The following is a 17,300-nucleotide window of genomic DNA, read 5'->3' as shown; positions in this document are numbered from 1 at the left end:
CATCATAAGGTGTCACATTTAATCGAGATGTAGGTCCATGATACCGGCGTCAACTAACGGCTGACGAAGAAGGCGGAACGAATCATCCTTCCAGAAATGCGGATCACGAACCAGTCTCATCGCGTCACGCCTGGCGGTCTGAAGCGTACGGAAATCGTGGACGACATCCGCCAATTTAAAATCAGGCACCCCACTTTGCAGTTTTCCAAAAAAATCTCCGGGCCCGCGCAGTTTCAGGTCAGACTCAGACAGTCTGAACCCGTCTGTTGTCTCTGTCATCAGCCTCAGTTTTTCTTTTGCTGTTTCAGAACCGGTATCGGCGACGAGGATACAATATGACTGCGAAGACCCGCGCCCAACCCGGCCGCGCAGCTGATGAAGCTGGGCAAGTCCAAATCGATCTGCATCATAAATGACCATCAGTGTCGCATTCGGCACGTTCACACCGACCTCAACTACGGTCGTCGAGACGAGTACCCGAATTTTATTACCGGCAAATCCGTTCATGACTTCGGCTTTCTCTTCCGCACTGAGTTTTCCATGCATCAAACCAACCTGAAATCCGCTCAATGCTGCAGACAGATGAGCATGGACGTCAAGTGCATTCTGGACATCAAGCTGTTCTGACTCTTCGATCAACGGACAAATCACGTAAGCCTGTTTCCCCTGAAGTAATTGCTTCTTAATAAAATTGATGACTCGTTGCATCATTTCATGCCTGACCCAATAGGTTCTGATTTTTTTTCTTCCTCCGGGGAGCTCATTGATGGTGGACACATCCATGTCGCCAAAAACAGACAGAGCAAGGGTCCTGGGAATCGGTGTTGCAGTCATGTACAGCACATCCGGATCCTTTCCTTTGACCCGAAGTCTTTTTCGCTGTTCTACACCAAAACGGTGCTGCTCATCCGTTATGACAAGCCCCAGTTGACGAAAATGGACATCATCCTGAATCAGAGCATGTGTTCCGATAAGAATATCAATATTGCCGTTTTTCAGATTGTCCAGTAAAATTCTTCTCTTCCTGCCCCGGACGTTACCGGTCAGTAACGCGGTACTGATATCAAAAGGGGCAAACAGTTTCTGAAGATGATCCGCATGCTGGGAAGCAAGAATTTCAGTTGGAGCCATCAGCGCCCCCTGGAATCCGGCCGACACGGCTGCGTAGAGCGCAATTGCCGCGACAACGGTTTTCCCTGATCCGACATCGCCCTGCAGCAGTCGGTTCATCGCAAATTCTGAAGCCATATCGCCGATAATTTCCTGAATCACCTGTCTTTGAGCGTGAGTCAGAGAAAAAGGCAGGCTATGGATAAATTTATCGATCTGATCCTGCTTCAGAGTCATGGCCGTTCCATGCTCAACCTTTCGTCTGCTTAGTTTATAACCTTGCATCTTTAATTCATAGTTCAGAAATTCATCATAAACGAGCCTTCTCCTGGCCTGTTTCAGTCTGGTTCTCTCTGAAGGAAAATGAATTTCGTGAACGGCTTCTTTTCGCCCGGTCAGTTTATAAGCGGAAAGCATGTCCCGGGGCAGTGACTCATGGATATAATCAGGAAACTGATGAAAGGCCTGTCTGACAATATTTCTCATTCTCCTGACCGACAGGCCTTCTCTGACTGAATACACTGGGGCGATTCTCTCTTCGTTTTGTCTGAGCCCTTTATGAAATTCTGATGCGGTGAGCACTGCACGGTATTTTTCCCATTTTCCTGTTACTGTGACCTGATCGCCAAAGTTCAGACTTCTTTTTAAATACGGTCGATTAAAGGCAATGACTGTGATCAGCTGCCGTCCGCACAAAACTCGCACAGAAATTCTGGATCTTTTTCTGGCATAAAAAGTCAGAAGCGGTGCACTTTGGACTTTCCCTGCAACGGTGACATGTTCGCCGTCTGCGGCTGTCGTTAGATCCTTGATTTCGTAGTTGTCGTAACGATAGGGATAATAACAGAAGAGGTCTTCCAGTGTCTGAATGCCCATCTGCTTTAAAGCCGATACTGCGCTCTCACCGACGCCTTTTATCTTATCTACTGTTTCCGTCTGGCTGTTTTGCTGTATCATGAATTTTTCATCACAGACGGCTGTATTTTCCGTCCAAATATCTTTTCTTTCAGTGCCTGTCCGGTTTTTGTCGCAGCAAGTCCGCCCTGAGCCGTCTCCCTGAACGCGGCCGGCATTAACCGGCCGGCCTGATACATAGCGTCAATGACTTCATCACAGGGAATACGGCTCTTAATGCCGGCAAGAGCCATATCTGCAGCAACGATGGCACTGGAAGCCCCAATCGCATTCCTTTTTACGCAGGGGACCTCAACCAGACCGGCAACAGGATCGCAGATCAGTCCAAGCATATTACCAAGCGCGATGGCCATGGCATGGGCAGACTGTGCCGGCGTGCCTCCGGCCATCTCAACCGTCGCTGCAGCTGCCATCCCCGTTGCTGATCCAACTTCAGCCTGGCATCCGCCGGCTGCGCCCGATATAGATGCGTTGTTTGCTACAATAAAACCGAAGGCACCCGCCGTAAAGAGAAAACGGATCATCTGATCTCTGTCCGGATGGACTTTCTCCTTCAGTCCAAATAATGTACCTGGGACCACTCCGGCTGATCCGGCAGTCGGAGTGGCACAGATGATTCCCATTGCCGCATTGACTTCATTCGTTGCCATGGCCTTGCTGACGGCATCCAGCAAGGTGCGGCCGGCAAGGGATTTCCCCGAATCGATATATTTCTGAAGCAAACGTGCGTCTCCGCCTGTCAGGCCGGAGTGCGAACGGATGTCTTCGTGTATTCCTCTATTTACGGCCTTCTCCATCACATCAAGATTCCGTCCCATTCTGGAGAAGACAGCTTCCCGGCTCTTTCCTGTTGTTTCTGTTTCTGACAAAATCATCATTTCAGATATCGCCAGGCCGCGATCTTCAGCCTGACTGACAAGTTCTTTAACCGTACTGAACATGACGCATCTCCCCCTATCTCATCTATGATCAGGACAGGACCGCAACATGAAGCATATTCGGAAGTGCTGAAATCTCATCAGCAAGATTTTCATTAATCTCCTCATCCGTCTGGATAACCATTAAAGCCAGTCTACCCTTTTCCTGGCGGGAGACTTCCATGTAAGAAATATTCATTTCATATCTGGCAATAACTCTGGCTACCTCCGCTACAGCACCATATTTATCAAGATGAAGAACGAGCAGAGCCGGATTACTGCCGGACAGTGAAATGGGAAATCCATCAACCTCAATAATTTCGATTTTCCCGCCGCCGATGGAAACGCCGACCAAATCCAGCAGATCCTCACCCTTCGACAAATGCAATCTTGCTGTATTCGGATGATCCACCTGAGTTACTTTGTCAGCTTCAAAAGAGATATCGATCCCCTCTTCTTTGGCCAGGGTTCTTGCCTGAGGTAATCTCCTGTCATTCGGTTCAAAGGCCAGCAATCCTCCGGCAATAGCAACGTCTGTCCCATGACCTTTATAGGTTTCAGCAAATGAACCGTAAAGAGTTACCTGTACTTGATCCGGCTTTTCTCCAAACAGCATTCTTGCTGTACGGCCGATGCTGACGGCTCCTGCTGTATGCGAACTTGAAGGTCCGACCATGACCGGCCCGATAATATCAAATACACTGCGATATTTCATTTAAGGTCCTCTCCTTATGGGGCTCAGGAATCCTCTTCTACAGGCGCATTGTCCGGCACAAGTCTGACACCTTGAACAAATACATTAATTTCAGCGGCATCAATACCTAACGTCTCATTCAAAGTTGCCCTCACCTTATTTTGTACCTGAACGGCAACTTCAGATATCCTTGTTCCATAGCTGACGATGATATACATATCGATCAGCAGATTCTGTGCATCATTAAAGTGCACAACAATCCCTTTACTGAAATTTTCTTTCTTAAGCAGTTCAGTAAAGCCATCTTTCAGCTGATTTTTAGAAGCCATGCCGACAATCCCGGAGCAGCCAAGTGCTGCACCTCCGACAATTTTTGCGATGACATCAGTTGAAATATCAATTTGACCAAAAGGGTTGCTGATTGAAATGGACATAAACACGTACCTCCGTAAAGAAGAGTGATTTTGAGCCCTGTTACTGCAGGAAAAATGCTCTTTATTAAATCATACTTTACCGCTATTTTACACTAGCGTGTTCTATTTTGAAAGAACTGAGACATATTGCGCGAGAGGCGTCGCCGTGATATTATAGAATTATTGCTGAAAGAAAGCTAAGGGCAAGGAGGTATGCTCAATGGGACGTCATTGCTTCGTGACAGGAAAGACTACAAAATTTGGCCAGAATCGGTCCTTTGCTGAAAATAAATCGAAACGGACATTCAAAGCTAATCTGCAGAAGGTTCGTATCCTTGTGGACGGCAAACCGAAACGGGTTTACGTATCGACAAAAGCGCTCAAATCCGGAAAAGTTGAACGGGCCTGATGGATTGATCTATAAGAATATGAAATAAAAAAGCATCGTTAGCGGAACCTCCGGATCATCCTCCGGTTTTCTCTGCGATGCTTTTTTATTTATCATGAATGCTCCAGATCTGTTGGTCAAAGCAGATTCAGTCATGTTCCTGGATTATCCCTTGCGGAAAGAACCGAGGAGTGCTCTCACAATACTGCCCAGAAATTTCGGAAGTTTAATAGTATAAAATTTCATTGCCATACTCCTCCTTGTTGCATGCGCCGCCTGCCGGCCATGATCATCACTAATAGATGGTATGCAGCTTATGACGATTCTATGACCGGCGGGATCAGTCCCTGCAGCGCATCATTAATAAGTAGCCCGCAGATAAAGAAACGGTAAACTGGCAACCAACCGGCTCATTACTGATACACAGACTGGATCCGACGGGCAGTTCTGTATCTGTGAGCGGGTATTTTACGCCCTTCAGAGTCAGCCCGCGGACGCTGCCTGTGAGAGAAAGAAAGGACAGGTAAGGGTAGCCCGCATTTTTCTTTATATGATATGTACCCGGAGGAAGCAGAGTGACACAGTTCTTTCGATCCACGATAGAGCCGTCTACCCCTGCCTGCGTTACGCTTAACAAAAGCTGAACAGCTGAGAGCATATGGTCAACCCGTCCGCCCGTTGCCCCGAAAACAAGCAGCTTTTCGGGATTTTGCTTTAATGCCCATTCAAGGGCAATCTCCAGATCTGTCCTGTCCTTTTCAGGAGGAAAGGTTTCAATTTTCATGCTGCTTCTCAGGACAGCCTCTTTTTCTATATCGGACAGCGAATCAAAATCGCCAAAAGCCCGAATCGGTTTTCTGTTACTTTTCAGTATAACAAGCGTCCCATGATCGGCACCAATCCACTTAAACTCATCATATTCCTGCGAGTCAAGGTCCGGAAGCAATTCTTCAGGACCTCCGGCAACAATGGCAAGCTTCACTTTACGGTCACCTCTTTCTGCAGGGATTAATACTGTTTTTTTTGTCTCGTTATTTCATTATAAAAGAGATGATAATGATCATACCTTCTCCGATCCATCTCTCCCTCCTCAACCGCATGCTTAACGGCACAGTCCGGTTCAGCTATATGCATGCATCCTCTGAATCTGCAGAACCCACGGTATCCGGCAAATTCCGGGAAACACTGTTCAAGCTGCTGAAGGGACAGATGGGAAAAATCCAGGGAACTGAAACCAGGTGTGTCTGCAATGAACCCGTTTCCCGCTACGGGAAGAAGTTCAACATGTCTTGTCGTATGCTTCCCGCGCCCAAGTGATTGCGAGATCGCCTGTGTATCAATATGGAAATGGTGATCGATTGCATTCAGCAAGGAAGACTTGCCTACGCCAGACTGTCCGGTAATGACGCTTACTTCACCGCTCAGGGACCGGCGCAGTTCATCAATACCCTTCCCCAAAAGACTTGAGGTGAAATATAGAGGATAACCCGCCCGCTTATAGACGCCAAGTTTCGCTACCCATTGTTCTGCTTCTTCTTCATGAAGAAGATCCCATTTGGTCATACATATCGTTGAGGGAATGTGCTTTGCTTCCATATGTACCAGAAAACGATCAAGCAGCAGATCATCAAAGGCAGGTTCTGTAATGGAGAAAACAAGTATGGCCTGATCTACGTTAGCTATCGGCGGCCTGTCCAGCTCATTTTTTCGTCTGGCAATGTTCAGAATATAACCTTCCGTCTTCCTTTCCGCCTCATACTCCACGTGATCACCAACCAGCGGCGTGACTTTTCTTTTCCTGAAAACGCCTCTGGCCCGGCATTGCACGAGTGCCTCTCCATCACTGACATAGTAGAACCCGCTTAAAGCTTTCATGATCGTTCCTTCCGGCATATAATTGCTCCCTTATCTGAGTTTCAATTTTGATCCGCTAAAAAAGATATCAGTCTGATGTTATTCAGGGTAATCAACGGTTCCCGTCTTCCTTTGCACCTGATCAATCACGACACGATAAAAGCCCTGTTCATCCGGATTAATGGTAAATGGCACGGTATATGTTTTTGTTTCAGAGATTTTCTCATCGGTAAAAAGCGAATCATTGTGATTCGCATCGGTATAGTAAATCTGTACGTGGATTGGTTTTTTTCCATTTTTCACATTCGGCCGGCTGTTTCCATCAGAAGGATAAACGATTTTAATTGGCTGATCAATCGTTTTCGGCTCTTTCTGCTCAGGCTCAGCACCTTTTGACAAAGTCACAATGATCGTTGTTCCGCCTTCTACTTTGCTTCCGGGAGGCGGATCCTGTTCCAGGACATGCCCCTTGGGTATAGAATCTGAGTAGTCTCCCACTGAAAAATCAGCAACCAGGCCTTCATCTTCCAATAACTGCCGGGCCTCTGTCTGAGGTTTCCCATTAAGGTCCGGTACAGTCACTTCTGGTTTGCCTGTACTGTAAGTCAGCTCCAGAACCGTGTCTGAAGGAACCACATCACTGCCTGCTTCCGGTTTCTGACTGATAATATCCCCCTCAGGTACATCTGATGATTCCTTCTGATGCCAGATGATGTCTTTATAATCTTCATCCATTAAAACTTCCAGAACAGAATCACGGTCTTTTCCAACAAAGTCATCCAGTTTCACTGCCGCAGGTCCCTTGCTGACAGACAGACTGACTGTTGAACCAGCCTTCACAATCGAACCAGCATCCGGATTCTGGCTGATTACCCGTCCTTTTTTTACCGACTGGCTGGAGCGATCTGTTCTGACCACTTTCAGGTTATTGTTCTGCAAAGCCTGCTGTGCCTGCTGGTAGGTCTTACCGGTAACGTCAGGAATATGGACATCGTCAACATATAACAGTTTAGGGAGAACACCAAGGCCGATAGCAAGGCCGGCGGTGATAAGCAGGATAAGAATCCCGGTGATTGTCAGCCACTTTTTCGCTTTATTATTTTTCCTGCCGTTTCCCTCCGGTTTTCCGGATTTGTCTTGCGCCTTTTTTTCAGTATGATCATGAAATTTATCGTTAACCGGCGCCATTCTGATTGTATCTTCTTCATCTTCATTCTTATCTTGCCGATGTTCATTCAAATGATTCAAATGAAGCCGGGGTTCATTCAGGCGTGCCGGGCTTAATGCGGTTTGCAGATTGTCATACATCTCGGCTGCACTGTTAAAACGTTCCTCCGGATATTTAGCCAGAGCCCGGATAATAATGTTTTCAAGACTCTGGGGTATTTCTGAACGAAAGTCGCGTGGATACGGCATCGGTTCGTTCAGGTGTTTCAAAGCGACCGAGACTGGTGATGAACCCGGAAAGGGCAATTTCCCTGTTAAGAGCTCAAACATCACAATGCCAAGCGCATAGATATCAGATTTTTCTGTTGCTTTCCCGCCTTTTGCCTGCTCAGGTGAAAGATAGTGAGCCGACCCCATGATCGAGTGGGTATAGGTGATGGTTGTACCGCTTACGGCAAGTGCTATCCCAAAATCAGTCACTTTAACATGTTCAGACTCATCAACAAGAATATTGTGTGGCTTTATGTCGCGGTGTACAATACCATGGGCATGAGCATGTGCGATCGCAAGAACGATTTGTTTCATCAGATGAACAGCATCACTGATCGAAATCGGCGAATAATCCCGAATGAATTCTTTCAGACTCATCCCATGGATATATTCCATAACTATGTAATAGCAGTCTTCTTCTTCACCAATGTCATATATTGCGACAATATTAGGATGAGACAGACTGGCAACAGATTCGGCTTCACGGTGAAAGCGTTTAATAAATTGTTCGTCTCCGGATAACTCGGAACGAAGAATCTTTACAGCTACCGGCCTGTCCAGAATCAGGTCTTTTGCTTTATAAACGATCGCCATTCCACCCTCTCCAAGTTTTGAGAGGATCTGATATCTGCCTCCAATTCTTCTACCAATCATTTTCTATCACCATCACTGTCGTGAGATATAATAATCACCGAAATATTGTCTTTTCCTCCGGCATCATTGGCTTCGCGAATGAGTTGTTCCGTTTTTTCATAAAGGCTCATCTTTTCACCAAGGATTACGGTTATCTCTTCGTCGGACAGTTCGTTGGTCAGACCGTCTGAACAGATAACAAGGTAAGATGCGCCTTCCCAGTTTAACAGCTGGGTATCCAGCTGAATGGCCGGTTCTGTTCCCAGCGCACGCATCAGGACGTGTCTGTCGGGATGAACTTCGGCATCCTTCTTTGAGATCTGCCCCGACTTAACCAGTTCATGGACAAGCGTATGGTCTTCTGTACACTGCCTGATCCCTTCGCCTTCTTTCCACATATATATTCGGCTGTCGCCGACTGCTGTAATGGCAATATAATCTTCACTGCACAGCGCCGCTGCAAGGGTTGTTCCCATCCCGTGACACTCCGGATGTTTTTCTGCATAATCAAACAGATGCACATTAAGTGATCGAACCAGATGATTCAGCCATTGGATTGCCTCATCCCGGGTCAGTGAGTGATCCAATTCATGCCACTTTTTTTCAATCATCTCCAGCGCCAGCCTGCTTGCCACCTCCCCGGCGGCATGACCGCCCATACCGTCGGCCACAGCACTAAGGATCTGGCCGTTCTCTCCTGTCAGGACGCCGACACTGTCCTCATTATGGGCTCTTACTTTCCCGCAATCCGTATTGCAGACAGCCTTCATATTGCCACCTCCAGAGTCATAGCAGCATCTTACTTTATTTTCTTCTCAGACAGCCAATAAAGAAACCGTCTGAATCCGTTTGAAAAGGAAGAATCTGAAGCATTGCAGATTGATCATCAAGAAGGAACGGCTTTGCCTTCCCGGGTAATCTTTGCAGGAAATCACGATCCCACTCAAATTCAGGGTGAACTCTGAGAAATCTAGTGAGCTGCCATTCATTTTCTGCCTTGTTTATGGTACACGTGCTGTAGACGAAAAGGCCACCGGGTCTGACAAGAGGAGCAGTTGCCTCCAGAAGGTCATTCTGAATGTCATACAGGTGACGGATCCCTTCTTCATTCTTTTCCCATCTGATTTCGGGCTTGCGCCTGATTACACCGAAACCGGAACAGGGGACATCCAGAAGCACTCGGTCAAATGAGGCTTTTTCAAAATGCTCCGAAGCTTTTCTGGCGTCGAGGGCGAGGGTCCGGATATTGGTCAATCCAAGGCGTTCAGCGGTACGGGCGATTAACCGCGTTTTATGGGCGTGCAGATCAAGGGCCATGATCTGACCTTCATTGTGCATTCTTTCAGCCAGATGGGTTGTCTTGCCCCCGGGTCCCGCACACGCATCAAGCATATGCATCCCTGCCTCCGGTGCCACGGCATCGGCGACAAGCATCGAACTTTCATCCTGAATGGTGCACAGTCCTTTGAGAAAAGCCGGAGCGGATGCTGCATGGCCTTCTGTCACCATCAGGCTGTCCGGGGAGAGGGTACCCTGCACCGTGTGAATTCCTGCACAGGCAAGGGTTGCGGCGAGTTCAGACCGTGAAGTGCGCAACGTGTTCACCCGGACATAAGTATGCGGCGGCTGATTATTGCTTTCCGCAATCTTCACGGCTGCAGCCCTGCCCCACTGCCTGATCCACAGGGCGAGCAGCCACTCCGGATGACTGTAGCTGACCGAAAGCCGTCTCCTCTCCGGAATGATCTTCGAAAGAGGCGGAGCGCCCTCACGGAGAAACTTTCTCAGGACAGCATTGACCAGACCTGAAATGCCGCGATGGCCGCGTAGACCGGCAATTTCCACCGCCTCGTTAACAATGGCATGATCAGGGATACGATCCATATACAGTTTCTGGTAAAATGAGAGTTCAAGCAGAAGCCTGACCCAGTTATCAAGTTTTTTACCGGCAGTAAAAAAGTCAATATAATAATCCAGTGTCAATTGACGCTGGAGAACGCCATAAACAAGTGCAGTGACCAGACTCTTATCCCTTGCACTCAGGCCGGACTCCGGGAGGGTATCATTAAGCACAATCTGACTGTATGCATGCCTTTCCGACACATCAAGTAAAAGATTCAGTGCGGTCTCACGGGCGCCGGTTTTTTTCATTTTCTTCCCCCAATACCGTTCCATCCTTCAATGATCGACCATGAAGATAATCAGCAACACGCATCCTTTTTTTGCCGGCAGGCTGACATTCAATCACTTTCAGGCAGCCGCCTGATCCGGTTGCGACTGAAAAACTGTCCTGTTCTACAGATAAAACGGTACCCGGTTTCCTATCTGCACTTGGCTGATCAGAAAGGAGCGCCTGAAATATTTTAAAGTTTTCCCCGTTTATGGTCGTATGTGCCCCCGGAAATGGATTCAGCCCGCGGATTAGATTGCGTATGTCCGAAGCGGATCTTCTCCAGTCGATGGATTCATCCGCGCGTTTTATGCTCGGAGCAAAAGTGACATGCGCCTCGTCCTGCTTCACCGGCGTCAGGATACCCTTTGCAAGGTCAGGCAGTGTTTTCATGAGCAGACGGCTTCCCGCCTCACTCAGTTTATCGTGAAGCGTCCCAAATGTCTCATCATCAGTAATTGGCACCCGAACCTGGGCGAGAATGTCTCCTGCATCCAGCTTTTTGACCATATACATAATGGTCACGCCTGTTTCCTGTTTTCCATCTATGATCGCCTTCTGAATCGGGGCTGCCCCCCTGTAAGCGGGAAGTAATGAAGCATGGACATTGATACAGCCCAGACGCGGACCGTCAAGCAGCGGCTGAGGCAATATCTGACCGTAAGCCGCTGTAATCAGCACATCCGGCCGGCAGGCGAGAATCTGCTGCACGGCTTCCGGTTTCCTTACCTTTTCCGGCTGCAGAACCGGTATCCCATATTTTTGTGCGATTTTTTTAACAGGCGGTGCGGTAAGCACCTGCTTTCTGCCTTTCGGACGGTCCGGCTGGGTCACAACACACGCCACTTCAATATTTTCATGATCTATTAATTTCTGTAAAACGGGAACGGAAAAGTCAGGCGTTCCCATGAAAACAATCTTCATCGTATTATCATCCTTCTTTTCAAACCGGTGACGGCTACATGAAAACAACCGGATTGATGTCTACAACCAGCTGCAGGCTGTTTTTCCCGGCTCCTGGAAATGGCCGATAATTTTTCTCAGAACAGGCAGAAGTTCCGGCTCTTTCTTGTATTTTACCATGCACTGATAGCGATATCTATCTTTGATCCTGGCTATTGCGGGAACAACGGGACCAAAAATCTGCGCAGAGGAGCTCAGGTTTCTTTTTAGTATCTCAGCGATACGTCCCGCTGCCACCGATGCCTGTCCCGGATCGGTATGTGTGATACGGATCAATACCAGATAATAGAATGGCGGATAACCATGACGATAGCGAATCTGCATTTCCTGCTGATAAAAGGTTTCATAATCATGTGATGCCGCATCGACAACGGCATAATGATCCGGATCGTAGCTCTGAATAATGACTGACCCGGGCAGATCATGCCGCCCCGCCCGTCCGGATACCTGAGTCAGCAGCTGAAAGGTCCGTTCGGAAGCGCGAAAATCAGGCAGATACAGCATGGAATCGGCTGCCAGGACCCCGACAAGTGTCACTTCAGGAAAATCAAGGCCTTTCGCAATCATCTGTGTCCCAAGCAGAATGTCCGCTTTTCCTTCACCGAAGCGTCGTAAAAGCCGTTCATGCCCGCCCTTCTGACGTGTTGTATCGACATCCATGCGAATGATACGGGCTTCCGGAATCAGTCGATTCAGTTCAGCCTCAACTTTTTGCGTGCCCGTACCAAAGTAACGCATCGAATCACTGCCACATGCCGGACATGTCTGCGGAATCTGCTGCGCATACCCGCAGTAATGGCATTTTAACAGCTGCTCGGTTCGATGATAGGTCAGTGATATATCGCAGTGCGGGCAGCGCAGAACCTCACCGCAGGAACGGCACATAACAAAAGTTGAATATCCGCGCCTGTTCAGAAAAAGGACGGTCTGCTCCTTCTTCTTTATCCGGTCTTTAATCAGATTAAAAAGGGCAGTTGAGAACATGGATCGGTTCCCATCACGCATTTCTTCCCGCATATCAACGATTTTCACAGGCGGAAGCGGATGATGATTAAAGCGTTCCTTCAAAAGAAGCAATGAATACACATTTTTCTTCGCGCGGGCATAAGACTCCAGAGAAGGTGTGGCACTTCCGAGGACGACCGGACACCTGTTGTACCGGCTCCGGTATATCGCAACGTCACGGGCATGATAACGCGGGCTGTCTTCCTGCTTATAGCTTGATTCGTGTTCTTCATCAATAATGATCAGGCCCAGCCGGCTGAACGGGGCAAAGACAGCTGAACGGGCCCCGACGGCAACCTTCACACGACCCTCCCGGATCTTCCGCCATTCATCATATTTCTCGCCGCGGCTTAATCCACTGTGCATCACCGCCACCAGATCACCGAACCGTCCCTTGAAACGGTGGACCATCTGCGGGGTCAGAGAAATCTCCGGTACGAGCACGATTGCTTCTTTACCCAGATCAATCACTCTCTGGATCGCCTGCAGATAGATTTCTGTTTTTCCACTGCCGGTCACCCCATGACAGAGAAAAACCCGGTCTTCATCTGATTCAATCGCATGGAGGATCGGTTTGAGTGCAGCGTGCTGTTCCTGCGTCAGAGTCAGCGCTTGTGTTCTGACCTGGTTCAGTTCCCTGTAAGGATCCCGAAAGTACTCCTGTTTTTCCTTACGGAGAACCCCTTTTTTAATAAAATGGCTGATCGCCTCTCTTGATAAACCGTATCTGTTCACCAAATCTGCAAGTACATGTGAATCGGCCGGATGATGGATAAAAAAGTCTAATACTTCTCTCTGCCGCTTGTAACGCCGGTTCAATGATTTGGCCGTTTCCTCCAGTGTTTCTAAAGAAACAGCAGGCGTCACGGTGATGATCTTCTTTACCCTTGCCTGATTGTGAATCTGCTGATGCAAAGATAAAGTGCCGTCAGACAGCGCCCGATTGATCTCATTTAACTTTTCCGGGTGACTCCTGACGGCATCTTCCCACTTTATTGAGTCACCGGATGAATAAAAGGGGACAAGATCCGGATGAACGTCTTTCAGCTTTTCCGTATTTTCCAGCTGTATCACTTTCCCGTAGTCAGCTTTCATCACTGCGGGGAGCATCGCCTGATAGGCAGTAATCGTCATGCAGAGTGTTGTATCGGCAATCCAGCGTCCAAGATCTAGTAATTCGTCCGTCAGTACGGGTATATGGTCGATGACCTGATCAATATTTCTCAATTTTGTAAAATCTGTGTGATCCTTTAATGCCGTGACAAAGCCAAGCCGCTTCACCCTGCCGAAGGGGACCGTGACGCGCATTCCCGGACGAATGAATTGCTCAAGTGAATCAGGAACTTTGTAATCAAACGGCTTGTCCACCGCACGGGCGGGGATATCTACATAGACTTCAGCGATCAACGTCCGCACCTGAATGGAGCATTCCGGCAACCGCTTCGCATATTTTTTCAGCAACTTCGGCCTTGGGCAGGGTCCCCAGCTCTTCACGCTCCCCGGACGCAAAGAACAGGGTAACCCTGTTTGTTTCTTTTCCGAAACTGTCTGAAGCATAATTTCCGACCAGGAGATCCAGATTTTTTTTGTTCAGTTTTTCGACGGCGTGCTCTTCAAGGCCGTCTGTTTCAGCCGCAAAACCGACAAGTACCTGCTGCTTCTTCCGTCTGCCCAGTTCCATAAGGATATCCGGATTCCGCACCAGTTTCACAATAAAAGGTCCGGTTCCCTTCTTTATCTTTTCATCACTGACCTGATCCGGCCGGTAATCCGCTACTGCAGCTGCTTTAATGACGGCATCCATATGCTCATAATGGCTGACCACCGCCTGATACATGTCAGAGGCAGATAGGACAGGTATGACATGCAACCCTTTCGGCGCCGGAATGGCGGTCGGCCCGGTAACGAGAGTCACTTCAGCCCCTGCACATTTTGCCGCTTCAGCAATGGCATAGCCCATTTTCCCGCTGGACCTGTTGCTGAAAAAGCGGACAGGATCGAGATTTTCCCGGGTCGGGCCGGCTGTGACCAGAATCTGCCTCCCTTTTAGCAACTGGCCGCTTCCTGCAGAAAAGAAGGTTTCCAATTGACGAGAGATCTCTTCTGGATCGACCAGGCGTCCCTTTCCGGTCCAGCCGCAGGCAAGTTGGCCTGAATCCGGTCCGATGATCCGGTAACCAAATTCCGCAAGTGTTTTCAGGTTCTTCTGGACGGCAGGGTGCCAGTACATATTCACATTCATTGCCGGAGCAACCCAGACAGGAGCCTTTGTCGCCAGAGTGACGCAGGTCAGCATATCATCGGACAGTCCGGCGGCAAGCCGCCCGATGGTGTTCGCCGTAGCCGGTGCAATCAGGACAAGATCTGCCTGATCGGCCAGATCAATATGAGCAATCTGCCCTTCTTTTTCATCAATGATGACCGAATCATAAACCGAATGGCGTGTCAAAGCCTGAAAAGTCGCTGATCCGACAAACTTTCTGGCCGCCTGGCTCATAATCACCTGAACATCTGCACCGGATTTTACCAGTCGGCTTGCCAGTTCAGCAGACTTATAGGCGGCAATTCCTCCGGTCACGCCAAGGATGATCTTTTTCCCGGAAAGCGCCATCTATTTCACTTCCTTTTGAAAAAATATACAGAAAAGCCTGGCGACCGGCAAGTTACAGGCGCCGTCAGAGGCTTCATTTTCTGATCCTTTTTCCCGCAAAAATTTCATCATTTCACTCAGTAGAAAAAACAACAACCCGATCTGAGGTTGTTGCTTTGTACCCGTTTGCATGAACGGACAGTCAGACCCCCAGCTCAGGGTAATGAGGGTAAACGAACATGCCCAGGTGGGGGATAACCGCCCGCAAAAGCCCAATGGGTTCAACTGACAATCAGTGGGGATGAAGAAACCCCCACTGATTGAAGTTTCACTTTATTCTTTTCTCATTTTTTATAAGTAAGCAGACCGGCACTGACTTCTTCAAGTGCCTGACCCACAGTCTTGACAGAACGCGGATGCTCAAGCATCAGTTTACCTGTACCGTTCTGCAGCTGACGGGCGCGCTTCGCTGATAAGCAAACAAGCGTGTATGTGGAATTCACCTTTTTCAGAAGATCGTCAATGGAAGGATAAATCATCATGATTCTTCAGCTCCTTCAATAAAATGATATTTTTCAATCAGTCGATCGACCCGGCAATGTTCGGCAGTTACAATCGCTTCTATCTTATCGCAGGCCCGATCCACATGATCATTTTCAACAACATAATGATAATTCTCCATCAGTTCCATCTCTGAGCGGGCAACGGACATCCGACTTTCGATTAAATCAGAAGACTCCGTGCCGCGCCCGATAATCCGCTTCTTCAATTCGCTTAAATTCGGCGGAGCGAGAAAAATAAACAGGGCGTCCGGAAAACGTTTTTTCACCTGAAGAGCGCCCTGAACTTCAATTTCCAGAATGACGTCCTGTCCTTCAGCTAACGTTTTCCGAACATAATCGACAGGAGTCCCGTAATAATTTCCTACATATTCCGCCCATTCCAGCAGCTGATGGTTCTCGATCATCTTCTTGAACTGTTCACGGGTCCGGAAAAAATACTGAACACCGTCCTTCTCCCCTTCGCGCGGTGCCCGGGTGGTTACCGAAATAGAGTATTGCAGACGGGACCCTCTGTTCCGGAGCGCCTTGCAGACTGTGCCCTTCCCGACCCCGGACGGACCGGAAAGAACGACCAGCAGTCCTTTTTCTTTAAAAGCCATGAGATTCCTGCCTCCAGATTTTTTGTTCAGAATGTCAGGGGGGCCGGACAATGGCACCCCTCTCACGTTTCATGCTTATCTGTTATTATAACATTATTCGACATTCTGAACCTGTTCCCGCAACTTTTCTATCTCACTTTTTATCGTGACCACCTGATGGCTGATCGTTATGCTGTTTCCCTTTGAACCGATTGTATTCATCTCGCGGTTCATTTCCTGGATTAAGAAATCAAGCTGTCTGCCAACCGGTCGAGAATCAGATGATAGATCCAGAAGGGTGCGGAACTGACTCAGGTGACTGTCCATGCGGGTCAGTTCTTCGTCAATGGCCGACTTGTCCGCAAAAACCGCAACCTCATTCATAAGTCTGTTCTCATCAAGTGTATGCTTTTCCAGAAAATCAGTTACCGATGCACGCAGTCGTTCAGCATAGTGCTGACGAACATGTGGTGCTTCTTCTTTCAGTTCGGCCATATGCTCCTCGATGGCGGAAACCTTCTCCAGCAGATCTTCCCTCAATTTTCCACCTTCGATGCGACGCATGTCAACAAGCCGCAGGCAGGCCAGTTCCACAGCCTTCAAGACAAGAGGTTCTATTTTTTTGGCAGCCTCATCGTCCGCTTCTCTGATACTGAACACTCCGGGCAGCATCATGATCCGGCTATAATCCCATGAATCCGCACCGATACGGCGACTCATTTCTCTCGCCGATTCAACATACTGGTCCACGACGTCCCAGTTCGTATGAATCGTCGGCGAAACCGAAGTACTGCCTTCAACAGATAGATAAAGGGATAAAGCGCCGCGTCTGACATGCGATCGAACACAATCCTTTATCTGGTTCTCCAGATACATAAGGGGGTGCGGCATATTCAAAGTCAGATCAAGAAAACGGTGGTTAACCGATTTCAGTTCGATGCCGATACGTGTTGATCCCTCCTCTATGACTGAAGATCCAAAACCTGTCATGCTCGTTATCATCTGATCACTTCCATATCCCATTCTATACAATCAGACAGACCGGAAGCAAGTTCATTCACCGCAGTAAA

17 protein-coding genes are annotated in these 17,300 nt (G+C 48.4%); 1 reads left to right on the top strand and 16 read right to left on the bottom strand.

The genetic code is table 11. The features are described from left to right. Positions 1–18: 18 nt before the first annotated feature. The 4 genes from recG to ABNN70_RS09885 are packed head-to-tail and all read right to left on the bottom strand — an operon-like array spanning position 19 to position 4,070. Positions 19–2,064 carry an ATP-dependent DNA helicase RecG gene (recG, locus tag ABNN70_RS09900; RefSeq protein ID WP_353949419.1) on the bottom strand — a complete coding sequence of 682 codons (2,046 nt, stop codon included), beginning with the start codon at positions 2,062–2,064 and terminating at the stop codon, positions 19–21. After that, on the bottom strand, positions 2,064–2,966 hold the full coding sequence (gene sdaAA / locus ABNN70_RS09895) for an L-serine ammonia-lyase, iron-sulfur-dependent, subunit alpha (protein ID WP_129929200.1): 903 nt from the start codon (positions 2,964–2,966) through the stop codon (positions 2,064–2,066). Before sdaAA ends, recG begins: the two co-directional genes overlap by 1 nt. A 28-nt stretch (positions 2,967–2,994) precedes the next feature. Beyond that, positions 2,995–3,657, bottom strand: a complete 663-nt coding sequence (sdaAB, locus tag ABNN70_RS09890) for an L-serine ammonia-lyase, iron-sulfur-dependent subunit beta (protein ID WP_129929199.1) — start codon at positions 3,655–3,657, stop codon at positions 2,995–2,997. Between the two features lie 23 nt (positions 3,658–3,680). Beyond that, complete coding sequence (locus tag ABNN70_RS09885; protein ID WP_129929198.1) at positions 3,681–4,070, bottom strand: Asp23/Gls24 family envelope stress response protein; 390 nt, start codon at positions 4,068–4,070, stop codon at positions 3,681–3,683. Between the two features lie 199 nt (positions 4,071–4,269). Between ABNN70_RS09885 and rpmB the strand changes: the two genes are divergently transcribed. After that, positions 4,270–4,458, top strand: coding sequence for a 50S ribosomal protein L28 (gene rpmB, locus ABNN70_RS09880; RefSeq protein ID WP_129929197.1), 189 nt, complete (start codon positions 4,270–4,272; stop codon positions 4,456–4,458). Between the two features lie 144 nt (positions 4,459–4,602). Here rpmB and spoVM read toward each other — a convergent pair whose 3' ends face one another. The 12 genes from spoVM to ABNN70_RS09820 all read right to left on the bottom strand — a co-directional run bounded on the left by spoVM (position 4,603) and on the right by ABNN70_RS09820 (position 17,220). After that, the gene (spoVM, locus tag ABNN70_RS09875) at positions 4,603–4,683 is read right to left on the bottom strand and encodes a stage V sporulation protein SpoVM (protein ID WP_129929282.1); all 81 of its coding nucleotides are present in this window, start codon (positions 4,681–4,683) and stop codon (positions 4,603–4,605) included. A 94-nt stretch (positions 4,684–4,777) separates the two neighbouring features. Beyond that, complete coding sequence (locus tag ABNN70_RS09870) at positions 4,778–5,419, bottom strand: thiamine diphosphokinase (protein ID WP_129929196.1); 642 nt, start codon at positions 5,417–5,419, stop codon at positions 4,778–4,780. A gap of 26 nt (positions 5,420–5,445) precedes the next feature. Next, a complete protein-coding gene (gene rsgA / locus ABNN70_RS09865; protein WP_129929195.1) occupies positions 5,446–6,330 on the bottom strand; it encodes a ribosome small subunit-dependent GTPase A in 885 nt (294 codons plus the stop codon). 60 nt (positions 6,331–6,390) lie between these two features. Beyond that, the gene (gene pknB / locus ABNN70_RS09860; RefSeq protein WP_353947698.1) at positions 6,391–8,382 is read right to left on the bottom strand and encodes a Stk1 family PASTA domain-containing Ser/Thr kinase; all 1,992 of its coding nucleotides are present in this window, start codon (positions 8,380–8,382) and stop codon (positions 6,391–6,393) included. Further along, positions 8,379–9,131: a Stp1/IreP family PP2C-type Ser/Thr phosphatase gene (locus tag ABNN70_RS09855; RefSeq protein ID WP_129929193.1), complete on the bottom strand. Its 753-nt coding sequence runs from the start codon at positions 9,129–9,131 to the stop codon at positions 8,379–8,381. The genes pknB and ABNN70_RS09855 overlap by 4 nt, the downstream gene beginning before the upstream one ends. 34 nt (positions 9,132–9,165) lie before the next feature. Then, positions 9,166–10,512 carry a 16S rRNA (cytosine(967)-C(5))-methyltransferase RsmB gene (rsmB, locus tag ABNN70_RS09850; protein ID WP_353947697.1) on the bottom strand — a complete coding sequence of 449 codons (1,347 nt, stop codon included), beginning with the start codon at positions 10,510–10,512 and terminating at the stop codon, positions 9,166–9,168. After that, positions 10,490–11,455 carry a methionyl-tRNA formyltransferase gene (gene fmt, locus ABNN70_RS09845; protein WP_129929191.1) on the bottom strand — a complete coding sequence of 322 codons (966 nt, stop codon included), beginning with the start codon at positions 11,453–11,455 and terminating at the stop codon, positions 10,490–10,492. The genes rsmB and fmt overlap by 23 nt, the downstream gene beginning before the upstream one ends. A gap of 60 nt (positions 11,456–11,515) precedes the next feature. Next, on the bottom strand, positions 11,516–13,960 hold the full coding sequence (priA, locus tag ABNN70_RS09840) for a primosomal protein N' (RefSeq protein ID WP_353947696.1): 2,445 nt from the start codon (positions 13,958–13,960) through the stop codon (positions 11,516–11,518). Further along, positions 13,896–15,110 (bottom strand): bifunctional phosphopantothenoylcysteine decarboxylase/phosphopantothenate--cysteine ligase CoaBC, encoded by a 1,215-nt coding sequence (coaBC, locus tag ABNN70_RS09835; protein WP_353947695.1) that lies wholly within the window; start codon positions 15,108–15,110, stop codon positions 13,896–13,898. Before coaBC ends, priA begins: the two co-directional genes overlap by 65 nt. Before the next feature lie 323 nt (positions 15,111–15,433). After that, complete coding sequence (rpoZ, locus tag ABNN70_RS09830) at positions 15,434–15,628, bottom strand: DNA-directed RNA polymerase subunit omega (protein ID WP_129929280.1); 195 nt, start codon at positions 15,626–15,628, stop codon at positions 15,434–15,436. Then, positions 15,628–16,251 (bottom strand): guanylate kinase, encoded by a 624-nt coding sequence (gmk, locus tag ABNN70_RS09825; RefSeq protein ID WP_129929189.1) that lies wholly within the window; start codon positions 16,249–16,251, stop codon positions 15,628–15,630. The genes rpoZ and gmk overlap by 1 nt, the downstream gene beginning before the upstream one ends. Positions 16,252–16,344: 93 nt before the next feature. Continuing rightward, a complete protein-coding gene (locus ABNN70_RS09820; protein WP_353947694.1) occupies positions 16,345–17,220 on the bottom strand; it encodes a YicC/YloC family endoribonuclease in 876 nt (291 codons plus the stop codon). Positions 17,221–17,300: the final 80 nt, after the last annotated feature.

The sequence above is a fragment of the Sporolactobacillus sp. Y61 genome (genome assembly GCF_040529185.1).
Classification (GTDB): domain Bacteria; phylum Bacillota; class Bacilli; order Bacillales; family Sporolactobacillaceae; genus Sporolactobacillus.
This window is presented reverse-complemented; position numbering and strand designations above follow the sequence as displayed.